This window comes from Cytobacillus sp. Hz8 (genome assembly GCF_042263505.1).
Taxonomy (GTDB): domain Bacteria; phylum Bacillota; class Bacilli; order Bacillales; family Cytobacillaceae; genus Bacillus_BE.
In genome coordinates, this window is the sequence record NZ_JBHKFI010000003.1 from 184,694 (window position 1) to 202,232 (window position 17,539).

Below are 17,539 nucleotides of genomic sequence, written 5' to 3' on the forward strand. Positions count from 1 at the left end.
TTCAACCTCTCAATGGGTTTTTTCATTTCAAAAGGGATTTATTATCTTACTGCTGTAGCTACTTTTGCATCATTATAGGCTTTCATGTAAATCGCCATTAGATCTTCCTTTGTTACAGCTTTTTTGTTTGCACCCGTGCAAGCATCATTTAAAGCCTGCTCTGCTAATTTTTCAACGTCTTCCACTCGGAAAGCAGTTTCACATAATGGTGGAATCCCGACTTTTGCAGATATCTCACGAACTACTTCAACAGACCTTTTGGCAGCCTCTTCAATTGATAATGAGGTTGTATCAGCACCTAAAGCTCGAGCGATATCAGCAAATTTCTCTGGACAGGCATCCATATTAAATTCCATAACATATGGTAATAACATCGCATTAGCGACACCATGAGGTAAATCATATTCTCCACCCAATTGATGTGCCATGCTATGAACAATACCTAGTCCAGCATTTGAATAGCAAAGTCCTGCAATATAAGAGCCCCAACCCATTCCAGAACGAGCTTCAAGGTCCATTCCATTTTCAACGGCCTTCACAAGATATCGTCCAATCAATTCAATCGATTTATAGGCAATTGCATCGGATAACTCAAATGCCCCATTAGCTGTATAGCCTTCAATCGCATGAGTCAGAGCATCAAGACCGGTTGCTGCTGTCAAATCTTTTGGCTTTTTCAACATTAATTCCGGATCATTCACGGCGATCAGTGGAAGTGCATTTGGATCGACCATAATCATTTTTAATTTCCGTTTTTCATCTGTAATGACATAATTGATGGTAACCTCAGCAGCCGTTCCCGCTGTTGTGCTAATCGCAACAATCGGAACTGATTTATTTTTGGATTTTCCAATTCCTTCATAATCCGCAATATTGCCCCCGTTGGTTGCTAAAATTCCAATGGCTGAACCTGTATCCTGTGGTGACCCGCCACCCACTGTAATAATAAAATCGCATTCTTCTGCTTGGTATTGTTCAAATCCTTGATGTACATTTGTCGTCGTTGGATTTGGCTTCACATCATCAAATAGACTGTAGGCAATCCCATATTGATCTAAACAATCCGTTACTTTCTTTACGATTCCATTTTGACTTAACACTTTATCTGAAACTAGAAGGGCCTTTTTCAAACCCAGCTTATCCACTTCTTCCCCAAAGAACTTAAGACTTCCAGGACCAACGAGATTGATAGGCGGCCAATAAATACGTCTTGGTGTTAACATAAGAGCACTCTCCCGTTCTATTTTATGAAGTTATGTGAAAATGTTCACAAGTCTTTTGAAAATTTTTTCCATTTCTATGATCCGACACCGATCGTGGAAAAATGCCGAATCATAGACTTTATTTTGAAACTAAGGTATAATAACTCGACTTTATTTTTTTGATGTACTGGATTCCTGCAACAACAGGTTATCCATACATCTTTTTTATTTTTGTCTTCATGTTGTCAAACAGATTCTTTCAGGACTCCTGCCCTCTCTAATATTCTTTCAACCTGAACTAATTTTTCCTCGCTTAAAGGTCTTGAAGGTGGCAATACATAAGTTGAAATATCCAATCCACTCATTTTAATCGCTTCTTTAACTACATTCACAAATGGCGTATCAATCTCATAAAGGAAAGTTAAAGTCGCAATTTGTCTTTGAAGCTCTATTGCCTTGGCATAGTTTCCACTAGTAAACGCTTCATAAACTCCAACTGATAATTGCGGAGCAAAATTGCCGCTTGCGGAAATGGTACCATCTCCACCTAATTGAAGTGTATTTAGCAAATGATCATCGTAACCACACATCACTGAAAAATGTGGATGTGCTCCCTTAACCTTCATAATCATTTCTCGAATATGACCGATGGAATCAACTGTTTCCTTAATCCCAACGACATTTGAATGCTTATTAACAAGTCGAAGAACAAAATTTGGATTTAAATCCTGCCCTGTTCGATTTGGGAAATTATATAGTAGAATAGGGAGATTTACAGATTCAGCAATTTCACTATAATGCTTCATTAAATGCTCCTCTGTTAAATTCCAATAATATGGATTGACTACGACAATTCCGTCCGCTCCGATTTCTTCAGCATGTTTGCTTAAAAGGATGGCTTCACGTGTGCTTGCACTACCTGTCCCAATAAGTACAGGCACTCTATTGTTTACGTAACGGACCGCAAATTCTGCAGCTTCCTTTCTTAACTCCACTGACATCTGAGAAAATTCCCCAGCCGTTCCAAGGAAAAATAGCCCATTGACCCCAGATTTAATAAGGTGATCAATTAATCGCTCCATATCTTCCTGATTTAAACTGCCATCTGGATGAAAAATAGTTGATACTGGAGGAATAATCCCTTTAAATTGCGTCATTTTTTCCATAACAAAACCTCTTCCTTACATAACATGATTATTTGAGAGATATATCAGGACTCTACTTAATTATTACTTTTATCCCTCCCTTTTCCATTTTGTTATATCCACCATCCAGCATGTATAGCCTAAATGGATTACATTCTATATTATAGAACGATATTTTATAATATAGAATTTCTATAGGTTGATTATAGCATCTTCAGCAAAATGTAAACCATTTCATTTGTGACTATTTGGTAACAATCTTTTAATCTAACTATTAATACCTGTTTTTAACATTTGAATTATTTGATAGGTTGAATCATTCGTTTTATAATATACATATATCGTTTTATATTATAGAATGCGAAAGAGGAGATACAAATGCCCATTATCCAATCCGTTCAAAGGGCTCTTCAGATTTTGGACCTATTTGATGAACAGACAACAGAACTTCAAATAAAGGAAATTAGCGAAAGAATGGGGCTTCATAAAAGCACCCTCCATTCTTTATTAAAAACTTTACAAGAAGAGCGTTATATCGATCAAAACCCTGAAAACGGGAAATATAAATTAGGAATGAAGCTTGTAGAAAGAGGAAACCTAGTTACAAGTACAATCGATATCCGGAAATCCTCCAAAAAGTACCTTCAAGATTTATCCGAGAAAACTGGACAAACTGTTCATCTAGGGATATTAGATGGAAAGGAAGGAGTCTATATAGACAAAGTTGAAGGAGCTTTGGCTTTAATTCGTTATTCTCGGATTGGGAAAAGAATTCCATTACACTCTACAGCTGTTGGGAAGGTTCTTTTAGCTTTCAGAGCACCCGAGGAAATTGATCGTTTGTTAGACAATTACAAATTCACTCAGCACACATCCAATACGATAACCGATGAGAAAGAATTGTTAGACGAGCTTGAAAAAATACGTCTTCAGGGCTTTGCCGTTGATGATGAGGAAAATGAACAAGGAGTCCGATGCATTGCCGTTCCCATTCTAAACTATGAACATCGAGTGATTGCCGCAATTAGTATGTCCACTCTAATTGCGCGCGTTAATATTCGGGAATTGGATCAATATATTGCCTTATTAAAACAGGCTGGTAAGGAATTGTCTGAGCAGCTTGGGAATAAGAATTAACGAAAAAAACTGAGACAAATCTTCCTCACTTTTCAAAAATTGTTATAGAGCTGCAAGAACAATTGCTGATTTTTTACAAGATTAGACAATATAAATGGATAATGATCCCCACACATAATTAGCCTTGGCTTTATAATCAAGCCAAGGCTTTTTCATTTATAAATGTTTCATCCTTTTTTTAAGTTCTACGCATGTACGCTTTCACTGTGAATGGAGCAAAAATAGCAACGATAACTGCAGCTCCAATGAGGGAAATGGTTACATCCCATCCCATAGTACCAGAATTGACTAGATCTCTAACAGCGGTGACAAGATGCGAAATCGGATTGATTTTAACAAACCATTGAAGCCAATTTGGCATCGTTTCTGTTGGTACAAATGCATTTGACAGAAAGGTTAGCGGGAATAGAATCAGCATCGAAATCCCTTGTACACTTGAAGCTGTACGGGCAATAACACCGAAGAAAGCGAATATCCAGCTGATTGCCCAGGAACACACAATGACGAGAAGCCCTGCAACAGCAACATGACCTAAACCCCCTTCAGGACGATATCCCATAATATAACCCATTATGAAAGTGAGAACAGTTGCAATTGCATAACGAATAGTATCAGCCAATAACGCTCCCGCTAGCGGGGAAATACGTGCAATAGGCAAGGACTTAAAACGATCAAATACCCCCTTATCCATATCCTCACGCAATTGAACACCTGTCACAATTGAAGTACCAATAACGGTCTGCACAAGGATTCCAGGAATAATCACAGGTAAATAATTATGCACATTTCCTGAAATCGCTCCGCCAAAGATATACGTAAACATTAAAGTAAAAATAATCGGCTGAAGTGTAACATCGAATAATTGCTCGGGCGTACGACGGATCTTCAGCAGCCCTCGATAGGCCATCGTCAAAGAATGGCTAACCGACTGGCCAAAACTCGTTTTATTTTGCAGTTGACGTTCTGCAACTGGTTGAATAGAAGTCTGACTCATGCTCCCGCCTCCTTAGTATGGATGATTTCATTTGATTCCTCGGATGAATTTCCTGTAGCACCATGCCCCGTGATTGTTAAAAACACCTCATCTAAAGTAGGTTTTTGAACACTCATTTCAGCCAATTGAATGCCTGATTCGCGGAGAGCGACAAGCAAATCGGTCACAATATCAGCGTCTGCCATTGGAGCATTAATCCTGCCAATACCCAATGCGACCGTTGACCGGACTTTTAATACTCGTTCGACAATTTGACGGGCATCGTTCATGTCCTCCAAATTTTTGATACTCAATTGTAAGGATGAGGTTCCAATTGAATTTTTTAATTCATTTGCCGTTCCCTCCGCAACTACTCGACCACGATCAATAACTGCTATGCGATCTGCCAGTTCATCTGCCTCCTGTAAATACTGCGTTGTTAACAGCACAGTTGACCCCATTTTAACTAAGCGACGGATGGTATCCCACATTTGATTCCGTGTTCGCGGGTCTAATCCAGTCGTCGGTTCATCCAAGAAGATTAACGGAGGCTGAGCAATAAGACTTGCTGCCAAATCCAAGCGGCGTCTCATTCCCCCTGAAAAATTCTTCAATGGTCGCTTTGCTGCTTCTGTTAGCCCAAACTCCTCAAGTAATTCCGCTGCCTTGCGCCGTGATTCTCCTCTTCCTAACCCAAGAAGTCGGGAAAAAATAACAAGGTTCTCCGTTGCGCTTAGGGATTCATCGACCGAAGCATATTGTCCCGTTACCCCAATTAATTGCCGGACAATCTGCGACTCCTTTGCCACATCATGACCAAAAATCTGTGCTGAACCGGCGTCAGCTTTCAATAAGGTCGCAAGCATTCTTATCGTTGTTGTCTTTCCAGCTCCATTTGGTCCTAATACACCATAAATCGTTCCAGCACGCACGTTAAGATTAACACCGTCAACGGCACGATTATCGCCAAAGGTTTTAACAAGCCCATGAGCTTCAACCGCCCAATCTCCATTATTAGGAGCGGCTTTGATTTTATGTATATTACTCATTTATGTTCCTCCTTCTTTTATCAACCTATTTACTATCCGATTTTTATAAAGGCAACTCCCCGAACTGAGGATATAAGTATCATAAAAGATGATTATGAACTGAATATGAATCATTTTGGAAATTGCGAGAAATCCATCACTTTATGTGGAGTCTAAATTTAGAGAGTAAGCTTAAGAATATGATAAATTAAAGAGGTCAAATGTTTAGCTCATATTCATTTAAAACAAGGAGGATGTATCAATGCTTGTTGTAACGAATCAAATTCAAACAAAACTGGGGTTTGCGGAGAAAATGGCTCCTCGATTTACAAGGCCAGGTGCATTATTAGAAATGAAAGGCTTTGTGAAAGTAGAAGTCCTTATCACAAAAAATTTAACGGATTATGATGAATTAAAGGTGAATATGTACTGGAAAACGATGGAGGATTTTCAACATTGGAAAAATAGTGATGCTTTCAAAGAGGCACATAAAGGATCTAACGCCCCGGGTCAAGAATCACCTATTCTGGATAGTCAAATCATTATTTCCGAGGTCGCCTCCACATTAGAAGCAATTTCAGAATAATAACATTCAATATTCATATGAAAAAAGCTAAGTTCCAAAGTGATGAATCTCGCCCTTTGGAACCCAGCTTTTATGAATAGAAGAGAAGGCCACTTAAGAAATTATGCTGATTTCTTCACAGCAGGTATGACCTTTTTCAATTTATATTTTTCAATTATACCTCCTATTGCAAACCCAATCAGCCCAGGAATCACCCAGCCAAAACCCTTATCCTGCAAAGGAACTGCAGCCAATAAATCAGACATAGAACCATTTAAAAAAGTTGAATTCATAACCTCTATCAAACTAAATAACCCTACCATTCCAATCGTCATCACATACACGGGCTTTTGATTAACAGGCAGGCGATCATGCACAAGACCTAAAATAATTAAGGCAATCGCCATTGGATACAATAGTCCTAGCACTGGAACAGACACCTTTAATATTTGGGATAATCCAAGGTTTGCTACAACACCACTAATCACGCATAAAAGAATGGCCCACTGAATATAGGATATCTTTGAAAATAGACCTGAGAAATATTGAGAACAGGATGTGATTAAGCCGATACAAACACTTAAACAAGCTAATGTAAAAATTAAACCTAACACGATGGTTCCACCCTGTCCAAACAATTGATGCAATACCACGCTTAATACAATGGCTCCATTATCTACTTTTCCTGGGACCGCTGCAGAAGCTCCTAAATAGGCAATAATTAAATAACAAAACGTGAGGAGCAGCCCGCAAATAAGCCCAAAGATCATTAAGTATTTCATCTGTAAGGCAGGCTTCGTTATTTTTTTACTCTTAAAAAGATTGGTAAAAATAATTCCATAGATCATTGCACATATGGCATCCATGGTCTGATAGCCATCTAAGAATCCTTGTGAGATCGGATTATTTTTATAAGATAATGAAGCCCCCTGCAAGTCAGATAAATCTGTAAACACCGCTTTAATTAATATAATCACAATCAATACTAATAAAGAAGGAGTCAAAATCTTGCCAAATCGATCGACTAATTTAGATGGAGATTTCGCAAACCAAAAAACCACGCTAAAAAATATAACGGTATAAACTAATAGTGCAATCGGCGAGGACGCCATTGTCTGTGGTAAAAAAGGTTTTACCCCCATCTCATAGGCTAGACTGCCTGCACGTGGAATGGCAAGTCCAGGTCCGATGGACAAATAAATCGCCATAGGAAAAAGCAGGGCAAAGGTTGGATTCACCCTATTAATCAATGTATCGAAAGTTCCTGATTTGGCAATAGCCATGAAGGCTAATACAGAGAGACCAGCATCCGAAATAATAAAGCCAATTACTGCCTGCCATACATGTTCACCGGAAGCATGACCCAAAAATGCTGGAAAAATTAAATTTCCTGCTCCGAATAACATCGAAAATAGCATAAAGCCAATAAACATAATCTCTCTATAAGTTAATTTGTTCAATCCATCCACCTCTAGTAAATTGTTATATTCAAATATTTTTTATTCTACCAAATTTCTCGATCATTGTAGGATTTATCTAAAAAATTACATAATAATTCATCAAATTAGAAATTTTCCCCTTTTTATTTGCGACACCCAATCAATATTTAGAAATAACATCTTTCATATTGCTCCTAAGAACGCAGACTGAATACACCAATATTTTTTTGATGGCGAGCAGCTAGCATCCTGTTATACATGCATTCCAACACATAAAAAAAACCCAGACATGAGCATACTCTCCATGTCTGGGTTTGTCTATAATTTTTATCACAAAGGCATTATTTTAAAGCTTTCCATACCCAATTTTCAACTTCAGGTAAATCTGTGCCTTCTTCACGGATATAATGATAATGTTTTGTAACCATTTGTTCCATTTCCTCAGCAATCGCTTGATATTGATCAGCATTCGGTAAGCTCATAACAGCCTCCTTCACTAAGTCAAAGCGATCCATTTGATTTAATACCCTCATGTCGAATGGTGTCGTAATGTCACCATTTTCACGATAACCATGAACATAGAGATTGTGGTTATGACGTTCAAAGAATAAATCTTTAATTAATCCTTCATAGCCATGGAATGCAAATATTACCGGTTTGTCTTTTGTAAAGAACTGATCGAATTCTTCATCAGATAATCCACGAGGATCTAATTTTGGGCTTCTTAGTTTTAATAAATCAACTACGTTGATGTAGCGAATTTTTAAATCAGGTAATTTTTCATTCAAGATAGAGATGGCCGCTAAGCTTTCCATTGTTGGTTCTGTTCCAGCAGAAACCATCACAATATCAGGTTCCCCACCAACTTCCGTACTTGCCCAATCGATTACCTTCAATCCTTTATCTACTAATTCCTTTGCTTCATCAGCTGTGAACCATTGTGGACGTGGATGTTTGGATGAAACAATCAGATTGATCTTTTGACGATCATTTAGGACTTTATCGAAAACAGCCAATAAAGAGTTTGCATCAGCTGGTAAATATTCACGGATAAATTCCGGTTTCTTATCAGCTAAATGCCCTAAAATTCCAGGATCCTGATGGGTATAGCCATTATGGTCTTGTTGGAACACCGTTGAAGTGGCAACCACATTCAAGGATGGAATATCTTCACGCCATTCAAGCTCCGTTGCTTTTCGTAACCACTTAAAGTGTTGTGTAATCATAGAGTCAACCACACGCAAGAAGGATTCATAGCTTGCAAAGAAACCATGGCGGCCTGTTAGAACATATCCCTCTAAAAGACCTTCCGCTTGGTGCTCAGATAATTGAGAATCAATGACACGACCATATGGTGCTAGGAATTCATCATTTGGTTCCACAATCTTATCCAGCCATTGACGTTTTGTTACTTCAAAGACTGGTGCTAAGCGGTTAGACATCGTTTCATCTGGTCCAAAGATTCTAAAGTTCCGGTTCTCTTCATTTTTCTCAACAACAGCTTTTATATATTTCCCTAAAATAGCCATATCCTGAGCAATTACTTTACCACGCTCAGAATTTTCAAGTGCAAATTCTCGGAAATCTGGCAAATGTAAATCTTTAATGATCTTTCCTGCATTTGTGACAGGATTCATCGCCATCCGTTTATTGCCTTTAGGAGCAATTTCTGCAATTTCTGCTTTCAAACGGCCGTCTTCGTCGAATAATTCCTCAGGTCGATAGCTCTTTAACCAAGTAATTAATGAATCGACATGCTGCATATTATTTTGGTCAACAGGTATTGGCACTTGGTGAGCACGGAACGAATTTTCAACAGGTACATTCGCCCATTCTTTCGGTCCTGTCCATCCTTTAGGTGCACGGAATACAAGCATTGGCCAAGCTGGACGAGTAAGATCATTATTTTCACGTGCATTCTTTTGAATCTCTTGGATTCTCTCCACAATTGTATCCAATATCTCAGCCATTTCTTGGTGCATTTGCGCTGGGTCTTCCCCTTCGACAAAGTATGGCTCCCAACCCATTCCTTCAAAATATAATGCTAATTCAGCATTCGTTTGTCGTGATAAAATGGTCGGGTTGCTGATTTTAAAACCATTTAAATGTAGAATTGGTAAAATCACTCCATCTGTTACCGGGTTAATAAATCGATTTGAAAACCAAGAAGTAGCAAGTGGACCCGTTTCTGCTTCTCCATCCCCAACCACAACAGCTGAAATAAGATTCGGATTATCTAAAATGGCTCCAACACCATGAGAAATAGAGTAACCTAATTCTCCACCTTCATGAATGGAACCTGGAGTCTCAGGCGCTGCATGTGATGCAATACCGCCTGGAAATGAAAATTGCTTAAATAATTTTTTCATTCCTTGAACATCTTGAGTAATCTCCGGATAAATTTCTGTGTAGCTTCCGTCTAGATAAGAATTGGAAACCATCACTTGGCCCCCATGACCAGGACCTTCTATATAAAACATGTCTAAATCATATTTATTAATAACGCGATTTAAATGAGCATAAATGAAGTTTTGACCGGGAATTGTTCCCCAGTGACCAATTGGTTTAACCTTAACATCTGATTCTTTTAATGGTTCACGTAATAAAGGATTATCCTTTAAATAAAGCTGACCTACTGAAACATAGTTCGTTGCACGCCAATAGGCATCAAGCTTTTCTAAATACGCTTTAGATGAATAATCCACTTTTTCAGATAATAATGCCATTTTTAACCAGCTCCCTATATGATTTCTCCTATATATTCTTTCACTAATCTTTTTTTCTATACTCTAATCATAACCACTTTTTAATAAAATTCAATCATTTTTAAAAATGATACGGTCCAATTTTGTGAAATTATGAATAAAATATGGCAAGCTGGAAAAAATCATAACAAAAAAAGAGGCCGAAAATTTCAGCCTCTTTTATTGCACCGATACAAATGTATTGAATTTCATATACTTATAATGGAATCGCATATGGGAGAATTCAAAAGGTGTCCCATTATCCAAAAAGAAAATCCCCTCCATAATGCCCACAGGCTCATTCTCCCTCAAACGCAGAAGTTTTTGATCATTTGCATCAGAAGGCTCTGCGGAAATCGATAAGAAGGATTTTGTCACAGCTAGATTTTGTACTTCCTCTAAATAGTTAAATATTGAACCCTCAATAATGGTCTGATTTAAATCTTGAACAATCTTTATAGGAATATATCCCGTTTCAATCATAAACGGCTCCTCATCAAACAAACGCAACCGAATGATTTTATAAACAAAATCGTGAGGCTGGAGGAATAAATCCCGCTGTAATTCCTCTGTTGGTGGAATAACCTCGAAATTTAATACCCTCACCTTTGGCCTTTTCCCATTCATTTGGAAATTATCAGTTACTCCTAAATTCGACCCCTCATAGTTAAAAATCGACTCATTTTTTATGTACAGCGGGTTAATAAAGGTCCCCGAACCGCGTTTTTTAAAAATAATGCCGTCATTTGCCATCTTCGTCAGCGCACTTTTAATGGAACTACGACTTACTTGATAAGTTTCACTAAGACTCCGTTCATCCGGTAACCTCATATCAGCAAACTGTCCAGCAAAGATTTTCTTTTTTAGATCATCAATAATTTGCTTATAGACTAACTCTGCCATGTTGTACTCCTTCTTGGTCTTCTTCTATCCAATACTACACATATTCTTTGACCAGCTGTTATGACTAAAATAAAGCCTTACTTAATAAAGCAACGCTTCAACTTTTAACACTCGCACTCATTATTTCAATATTCACTATATCATAATCACTTACCATTTAGTTATATTTCATTTTTTTGAACAAGGGGATAAACAAGTTGAGATCCCATCAAAATCTTGTTAAAATTTAGGAAAATATACATATTCAAGAAGGAAAGTGACCTATGCTACTCAAAGCTAGAAACGAATCCTATGAATTAAGTGTGCTGCACTATTTAAACACAAGAATGGAGTTAAATGTGAAAGAAAAATCAACTACTCTAACCTTGAAAAAGGTCTTGATGGAGAAAGAAAATTTGATCAGCTGACAACTTACCCGAAGGAGGAAAGATACATCATTAACGATCTCCTTCTCGAGGTCAATAACTTCTTTTTCCAAATCGACTCCTTAATCATTTCGCAAGGGGGGATTCATCTTTTGGATATAAAAAACTTTCAAGGGGATTATTACTTTAAATCGGACAAACTCTATACCTTATCCAATAATCGTGAATGTAAAAATCCTGTTGATCAATTAAAAAGGAGTACTACTCTATTCCGCCAACTTCTCCAAAACCTCAGGCAAAATTACCTCATCGAATCCTACGTCATTTTTATTAACCCTGAATTCACCTTATATCAAGCCCCAATGGATCAACCCTTTATTTTACCCACTCAAGTCAAAAGATTTCTCCAAGATTTAAATAAAACTACATCGAAATTAAACACCGGACACCAAAGGCTAGCTCAAACATTAATTTCTCTGCATCAAACAAAGCACCCATTTTCAAAATTACCCATCTATCATTACAACCAACTGAAAAAGGGAACTTACTGCAGCAATTGTAAATCCTTTCGAGTCTCAATTCAAAATAGTTCCCTCATTTGCAAAACGTGTGGGCAGACTGAAAATATTGAACAAGCTATTTTGCGGAACATCAAAGAGTTCCAACTTCTTTTTCCTGAAGAAAGAATTACGACTTCGAATATCCATCATTGGAGTGATCTGAGCTTAAATCCGAAGACCGTTAGCAGAATATTAAAGAAAAACTTTACTGCAATTGGGAATAAACGAAGTACATATTTTAAATAGATTGGGAGGATTATGGGAAACTTTATCCTTCTTAGTTGATAGACTTAGTTTCGTATGTTTTTAGACTTGTTTTAAGTTTCTTGGCGCTCCCTCTGTCCGAATAGGACCAGCTTTTGGACTCCTTTTCCCTTTTTTCGCTCTTTCCTGTCCATATGATGCCGGCTTTCGGACTCCTTTTCCTCTGTCCGCACACTTCCATTTTGAATTCGTGCAAATAAAAAATCAGAAGAGGGTAGCCCCTCCCCAAATTACTTAACCAGCCTAGTTCTTTGCCTTGATCTTAAATTCCTCATAGCTCCGTTCAAATTCTTTTTCTGTTACTGCATGAAACATCAATTTTTGGTTGGTCTTCCAAAAGGATAGATTCAAGCCGACGGTAGCTGCTTGAAAATTCCCTTGCAGCGTGGTTTTTTTCCCATCTACCTGGGTGAAGAATTTTACCATAAGCCCATCTGTGATACCATTCAACTTATATCTGATTTCTTCATATGGCTTTTGTTCATTTCCCGTATAAGACATCATAAGGAGAGAACCTTCCAATTCACCTTGGCGCAAGGCCTCATCAATTTTCAGCAATAGTTGATATTCGCCATTCTCTTCCGAATAAAAATAGCCGTAAACACTTTTTATTTCAGTAAAAAAAGTATTTAACCTATTTTTTTCTTTTTCCTCTGCATAATAAAGAGCTTCGTCCAGCTCCTGTTGCAACCTCGCTGCATACTTATCCAACTTATTCTTATTGGAAGATTGGTACATAACATCATTCTCTTTTCCTTGCTCCTGAACTAAAAGATTTTTACCAGAAAACTTGGCAATATACGTTTGAGTTTTTCCTTTTTGGGTTATCTGAAGTTCATACCCCTTATCTGTTTTCTTACCAGTAAGTGGATATTTATATTCTTGAATAATTGGTACTTTTCCAATTTCTTCGATGAGTTGCTGTTGATGGAAGGTTCCCTTTATCTTCCCCATCCGACTCGAACATTCAAGCCATTGAAGCTTTCCTTTTTCACTACTTACAAAGAATTCCGATTGATTCAGTGGTTCTTTTCGATCCTTGAGTACCATCCATCCAATTGCTGCCCCCAAAAGCAATACCAGTCCGGCCGCTACACCCAACCATTTGATTTTATTCATTTTGTCTCCACTCTCTTCCTTCTAGACTGAAAAAAGATCAATCTCCGTGTCTGCAAGCCTTCACTCTAGACAAAAGCTAGATTTCTCAAAAGCAAAAGTTCATTTGAAAAAATTTATTCATAAGGGATTTCCTAATCCACTATGTATAACGGCAATAATTGTCTTATTCAATAAGAATTCCAACAGTTTTCAACAAGATGGTGCTGCTTTCTATAAAAATTTTCAAATATTCGTTTTCTACCTTTATTGTAAACAATCATCAAATCCATACCAAATTTATTCTGAAAAATTTTGCATTCTATCAATTGTCTATAAAAAATAAGCAGGATTTCTCCTACTTTTTTCTCTTTTCATCTTTACAAAAAATCATCTTATACGACTAAACTACTTTTCCTTTTATCTCGTTATTCCTTATTCACCTAGTATCAATGGATTTATCTCATCCATCTCAAGAATACTTCAGGAGGCAGGTGAGAAACCTCTCTGTTTTTCTAAAAATACGGAAAGAATTCCAGTAGCAAATACATCTCCAGCGCCATAATCTGTTTGACCATATACTGTACTACCTTTACGGTACTTTCTCTATTAAAACCAACTGACCCTTTAACTCCAAGTATTAAAACAACTACCTTATCATTTCTCCATACTTCCAAATAGAATGTTCTCCTACTAACAACCCTACTTCTTCTAATTTAACCACTAGTAATCGATTCAAATTAATGTTCCTTTACAGCCTTTTCATCTATCATTCTTTGTAAATAAAGGGTATAGAATTCTCCTGCGAATTTATCTTCTCTACCATTCCTGTGCCAAATAGCCGTTCAACCACTTTTCCTCCATTAAAATCGTTTGAATGATTAAAACATCAATTTGCCAATCCACAAAAGCTCTTAGGAAATTCCCCTCACTAAATTGCAAAATTTTTACTAGATATAATTTTTCAACCTTTTACTTAGTATTTAACTTTTGCACCATTTGCGCATCCTCAATTTTTTATACACACGTTAACATTTCCCACTTTTATTAAATCCTGTTTATAAAAAAATAGCTTATAAATAGAATTCCTTTATTTTCTCTCTGAAACAGATTTTCTAAAAATAAGCTTCGTTTCAACAAAAATCTTTTCTTCCATTACCTCCTGATTTTCAACCATTTTTAAAATTTTTTCAGCTCCTATCTGACTTATTTTTTCAATATTTTTTTTAACCGTCGTTATAGAAGGGTTCGTATAACGGGAGGATGCAATATCATCAAAACCAATGATGGATATATCCTTCGGTACATTTAGTCCCTTAGCAAAGATAGCATTAATCGCACCAACTGCCATATCTTCATTGGAGCAAAATACAGCGGATGGCGGATTTTTTAAAGATAGCAATTCTTCCATTGCCTTATGTCCGCTGATCATATCATAGTTACCCTTCACCATATACTCATTTCGAATGGGAATATGGTGTTTAATTAGCGCCTGTAAATAACCTTGCTTCCGCTCCAGCGAGGATTTAAACCCTTTAGCCCCTTCGATGATAGCAATATCATTATGTCCTTTTTTAATCAAATAATTGACTGCATGACAGGAACCTTCTCGATCATGGGATAAAATATTGACAATGGATTGACCCTCAACCTCTCTATTCAGAACAACGAGTGGTATATTTTGGTCTCTTACATGATTAATAAAGGCATTATCTACTTCGCTTTGGCTCATCAAAACAATACCGTTAAATCGTCTCTTATAAATTGATGAAAAATCATGATAATCATCAATCCCTCTCACAAATAAATTATATTCCTCATTAATGACGCTATTTATACCTTTTACAGTATCTACAAAGAAACTGAGCGATGTCCCATTTGTTATACTAGTAAAGAATAGACCAATTGTATAGGATTTTTGCATCGCAAGGCTTTTCGCATTAATGTTTGGTGTATATTTTAGTTGAGAGACTATTTCCAATATTTTTCTTTTTGTCTCTGGTTTTATAAGCGGGCTATCATTAAGAGCCCGAGATACAGTTGTATGAGAAACATTTGCAAGCTTCGCTATATCTTTAATGGTCACCATTTTTTTCACTCTTTCATTTAACAATGCACTTCAATCATAATAGAACTTCTAGCTTTATTAATTATGTTTATAACTTTTCATACCAAGAAAATCCGTTTTATTCTAGGTATCTAATTGCCTATTTGATTAATTTAAGAGAGATCCATTTTGCCAGTATTCGATATTCAAATCGTTGGCAATGTAATTGAATTTTTCATCCGTTAGTTTATTATAAGAATTCAATAGTATTTCCATCTAATAACAAAGCGACGGATGGATAGAGTCCTAGTTGCTTTAATTCTAAGCAAAGTATCAGATGATTGATTATGCAAGGAAAAATTATGAACAGAAAATTAAGAATTGAAGAGTCAATGTGGAATCCTTACAATTTGATGTGCTTAAATGATTGAACTCCCCTATTCCGCAGACAAGGTTAGCTGGGGGAGTTCAATTATATATTCAGTAAAGAAAATACCTATTTTTAATTCATTTTCTACTTGGATGAATAACACACAAAACCCGAATTTATATTGCCCATTTTTTAGTTTACGGTAAACAGTGAAGCTTACTTTATGCTGATTGTTCTATTCCTTTAGATTGACGTAATTTTTTGCCGCTTGGTCCGAATAGGGCTAGGACTACTGCGCCTAGTAACCATGTTCCAGCGATGAAGAAGAAGACATATTTATAACCAAAGCCTGCGAAAATAGCACTGATAACAAGCGGCCCTACTAGATTAGCTAGACGTCCAATACCGTATGGAATACCTGAACCGACACCACGCATTTCAGTTGGATATAATTCCGGGCTGTAAGAGTATGCTAATGGAGTATAGATTCTTTCAAAGATATTAATAGAAAGACCAAAGACTACAATTAGCACCGGATTTAATGTTAATCCATAGAACACACCTGATACTGCAATCATCGTTCCAGCAAAAGCAAGGAGCCATTTGCGATCGAAACGATCTGAAATTAGAGATGCTAAATAAGAACCTAATGGCGCACCCAGTGTTGCGAAGGCAACATAACCAACTGATTTACTAACATCTACACCTTGCTGGTACAACAGCGTTGGCGCAAAGCTTGAAAAGCCAAAGAATCCAACTGTTTGAGTAATCCATAATATAGACAAGAGAATAGTAATCTTTAAATACTTACCTTTAAATAAAGCAGATACTGGAATCTTTTCCTTTTGGGTGACCATAACCACTTCTGCTTGTTTTGGAGTTGGCAGTTCACCTGCATGAGCGGATACCTTTGCTTCAATTAAATTCATTACTTCATTTGCTTTTGCATAATCACCGCGGCTTTCATACCAGCGAGGTGATTCCACTAATCTTTTGCTTAAGAATACAATGAGAATTCCCAATGCTCCCCAGATAAATACCCATCTCCAAGATGTACCTGAAATTGGAATGATGAAGCGGGCAAGCCATGTGGTAATAGGTGTACCACAAATTCCAATCATAATTGATAAAGATTGAAACTTTCCGCGTTTAGTAGATGGGAAAATCTCGCTAATATAGGTGTTACAAACAACTGTCATTGCAGCTAAGCCCATACCTGTAAAGAAGCGGAATATTCCCATAGACCAAGCATCCCAAGCAAGACCATTAAAGAAAGAAAAGAAAGAGAAGAAAAGAACCGTAATCATAATTGCTTTCTTTCTTCCGGTTTTATCTGCGAGTATTCCACCACCGATTGAACCTAAGAACATACCTAAGAAGGAAATAGAAGTTATAAAAGCAACTGTGCTTACATCGATGCCCCAAAGCTGAATCAGTCTTGGTGCTACAACAGCAAATGTATTCGTATCACCAAACTCAAAGAAATAAGCAAAAGCCAGTACAAACAAAATATATTTGTGAAAAGAAGTAATCGGCAATCTATCCAAGCGGTTAGCGACATTTGAATGAACCAATTTATATATCCTCCTTAAAAAACATCATATTTTAGGATTTATGCGATTGAGAGTTAACGCTTTTAGGACTACATATAGATACGATTGAACTTTTTAAAAGACATGTATCTGGCTTTGCGTACATTTTA

General features: G+C 37.0%; 13 protein-coding genes. 3 read left to right on the forward strand and 10 right to left on the reverse strand.

The window, feature by feature from the left end; all coding sequences use genetic code 11:
- Positions 1-41 precede the first annotated feature (41 nt).
- Both ACE38V_RS06030 and ACE38V_RS06035 read right to left on the reverse strand, forming a co-directional pair.
- A complete protein-coding gene (locus ACE38V_RS06030; protein ID WP_375840303.1) occupies positions 42-1,223 on the reverse strand; it encodes an iron-containing alcohol dehydrogenase in 1,182 nt (393 codons plus the stop codon).
- A 224-nt stretch (positions 1,224-1,447) separates the two neighbouring features.
- Positions 1,448-2,368, reverse strand: a complete 921-nt coding sequence (locus tag ACE38V_RS06035; RefSeq protein ID WP_375840304.1) for a dihydrodipicolinate synthase family protein — start codon at positions 2,366-2,368, stop codon at positions 1,448-1,450.
- Between the two features lie 357 nt (positions 2,369-2,725).
- Here ACE38V_RS06035 and ACE38V_RS06040 point away from each other — a divergent pair, with 357 nt between their 5' ends.
- Positions 2,726-3,484: an IclR family transcriptional regulator gene (locus tag ACE38V_RS06040; RefSeq protein WP_375840305.1), complete on the forward strand. Its 759-nt coding sequence runs from the start codon at positions 2,726-2,728 to the stop codon at positions 3,482-3,484.
- Positions 3,485-3,662: 178 nt separating this feature from the next.
- Here ACE38V_RS06040 and ACE38V_RS06045 read toward each other — a convergent pair whose 3' ends face one another.
- Positions 3,663-4,478, reverse strand: a complete 816-nt coding sequence (locus ACE38V_RS06045) for an ABC transporter permease (RefSeq protein ID WP_375840306.1) — start codon at positions 4,476-4,478, stop codon at positions 3,663-3,665.
- Complete coding sequence (locus ACE38V_RS06050) at positions 4,475-5,506, reverse strand: ATP-binding cassette domain-containing protein (protein ID WP_375840307.1); 1,032 nt, start codon at positions 5,504-5,506, stop codon at positions 4,475-4,477. The genes ACE38V_RS06045 and ACE38V_RS06050 overlap by 4 nt, the downstream gene beginning before the upstream one ends.
- Before the next feature lie 241 nt (positions 5,507-5,747).
- Here ACE38V_RS06050 and ACE38V_RS06055 point away from each other — a divergent pair, with 241 nt between their 5' ends.
- On the forward strand, positions 5,748-6,071 hold the full coding sequence (locus tag ACE38V_RS06055; RefSeq protein WP_375840308.1) for a heme oxygenase: 324 nt from the start codon (positions 5,748-5,750) through the stop codon (positions 6,069-6,071).
- A gap of 101 nt (positions 6,072-6,172) precedes the next feature.
- Here the strand turns inward: ACE38V_RS06055 and brnQ are convergent, their stop codons facing one another.
- The 3 genes from brnQ to ACE38V_RS06070 form a co-directional block, all read right to left on the reverse strand.
- On the reverse strand, positions 6,173-7,510 hold the full coding sequence (gene brnQ, locus ACE38V_RS06060; RefSeq protein ID WP_375840309.1) for a branched-chain amino acid transport system II carrier protein: 1,338 nt from the start codon (positions 7,508-7,510) through the stop codon (positions 6,173-6,175).
- Positions 7,511-7,830: 320 nt separating this feature from the next.
- Positions 7,831-10,215, reverse strand: a complete 2,385-nt coding sequence (locus ACE38V_RS06065; protein WP_375840310.1) for a phosphoketolase family protein — start codon at positions 10,213-10,215, stop codon at positions 7,831-7,833.
- 198 nt (positions 10,216-10,413) lie between these two features.
- A complete protein-coding gene (locus ACE38V_RS06070) occupies positions 10,414-11,136 on the reverse strand; it encodes a GntR family transcriptional regulator (protein ID WP_375840311.1) in 723 nt (240 codons plus the stop codon).
- A gap of 403 nt (positions 11,137-11,539) precedes the next feature.
- On the opposite strand from ACE38V_RS06070, the gene ACE38V_RS06075 reads away from it, so the two are divergent.
- Positions 11,540-12,307 carry a nuclease-related domain-containing protein gene (locus ACE38V_RS06075; RefSeq protein ID WP_375840445.1) on the forward strand — a complete coding sequence of 256 codons (768 nt, stop codon included), beginning with the start codon at positions 11,540-11,542 and terminating at the stop codon, positions 12,305-12,307.
- A 261-nt stretch (positions 12,308-12,568) separates the two neighbouring features.
- Here the strand turns inward: ACE38V_RS06075 and ACE38V_RS06080 are convergent, their stop codons facing one another.
- From ACE38V_RS06080 to ACE38V_RS06090, 3 genes are all read right to left on the reverse strand, one after another.
- The gene (locus tag ACE38V_RS06080) at positions 12,569-13,444 is read right to left on the reverse strand and encodes a hypothetical protein (RefSeq protein ID WP_375840312.1); all 876 of its coding nucleotides are present in this window, start codon (positions 13,442-13,444) and stop codon (positions 12,569-12,571) included.
- 1,066 nt (positions 13,445-14,510) lie between these two features.
- A complete protein-coding gene (locus ACE38V_RS06085) occupies positions 14,511-15,509 on the reverse strand; it encodes a LacI family DNA-binding transcriptional regulator (protein WP_375840313.1) in 999 nt (332 codons plus the stop codon).
- A gap of 549 nt (positions 15,510-16,058) precedes the next feature.
- A complete protein-coding gene (locus ACE38V_RS06090; RefSeq protein WP_375840314.1) occupies positions 16,059-17,411 on the reverse strand; it encodes an MFS transporter in 1,353 nt (450 codons plus the stop codon).
- Between the last annotated feature and the right edge of the window lie 128 nt (positions 17,412-17,539).

What these genes read in the sequence shown, in the direction of transcription:
- ACE38V_RS06045 (WP_375840306.1), bottom strand. Translation starts at nt 4,478, where the DNA reads ATGAGTCAGACTTCTATTCAACCAGTTGCAGAACGTCAACTGCAAAAT.
- ACE38V_RS06035 (WP_375840304.1), bottom strand. Translation starts at nt 2,368, where the DNA reads ATGGAAAAAATGACGCAATTTAAAGGGATTATTCCTCCAGTATCAACT.
- ACE38V_RS06080 (WP_375840312.1), bottom strand. Translation starts at nt 13,444, where the DNA reads ATGAATAAAATCAAATGGTTGGGTGTAGCGGCCGGACTGGTATTGCTT.
- ACE38V_RS06085 (WP_375840313.1), bottom strand. Translation starts at nt 15,509, where the DNA reads ATGGTGACCATTAAAGATATAGCGAAGCTTGCAAATGTTTCTCATACA.
- ACE38V_RS06055 (WP_375840308.1), top strand. Translation starts at nt 5,748, where the DNA reads ATGCTTGTTGTAACGAATCAAATTCAAACAAAACTGGGGTTTGCGGAG.
- ACE38V_RS06050 (WP_375840307.1), bottom strand. Translation starts at nt 5,506, where the DNA reads ATGAGTAATATACATAAAATCAAAGCCGCTCCTAATAATGGAGATTGG.
- ACE38V_RS06065 (WP_375840310.1), bottom strand. Translation starts at nt 10,215, where the DNA reads ATGGCATTATTATCTGAAAAAGTGGATTATTCATCTAAAGCGTATTTA.
- ACE38V_RS06030 (WP_375840303.1), bottom strand. Translation starts at nt 1,223, where the DNA reads ATGTTAACACCAAGACGTATTTATTGGCCGCCTATCAATCTCGTTGGT.
- ACE38V_RS06040 (WP_375840305.1), top strand. Translation starts at nt 2,726, where the DNA reads ATGCCCATTATCCAATCCGTTCAAAGGGCTCTTCAGATTTTGGACCTA.
- ACE38V_RS06070 (WP_375840311.1), bottom strand. Translation starts at nt 11,136, where the DNA reads ATGGCAGAGTTAGTCTATAAGCAAATTATTGATGATCTAAAAAAGAAA.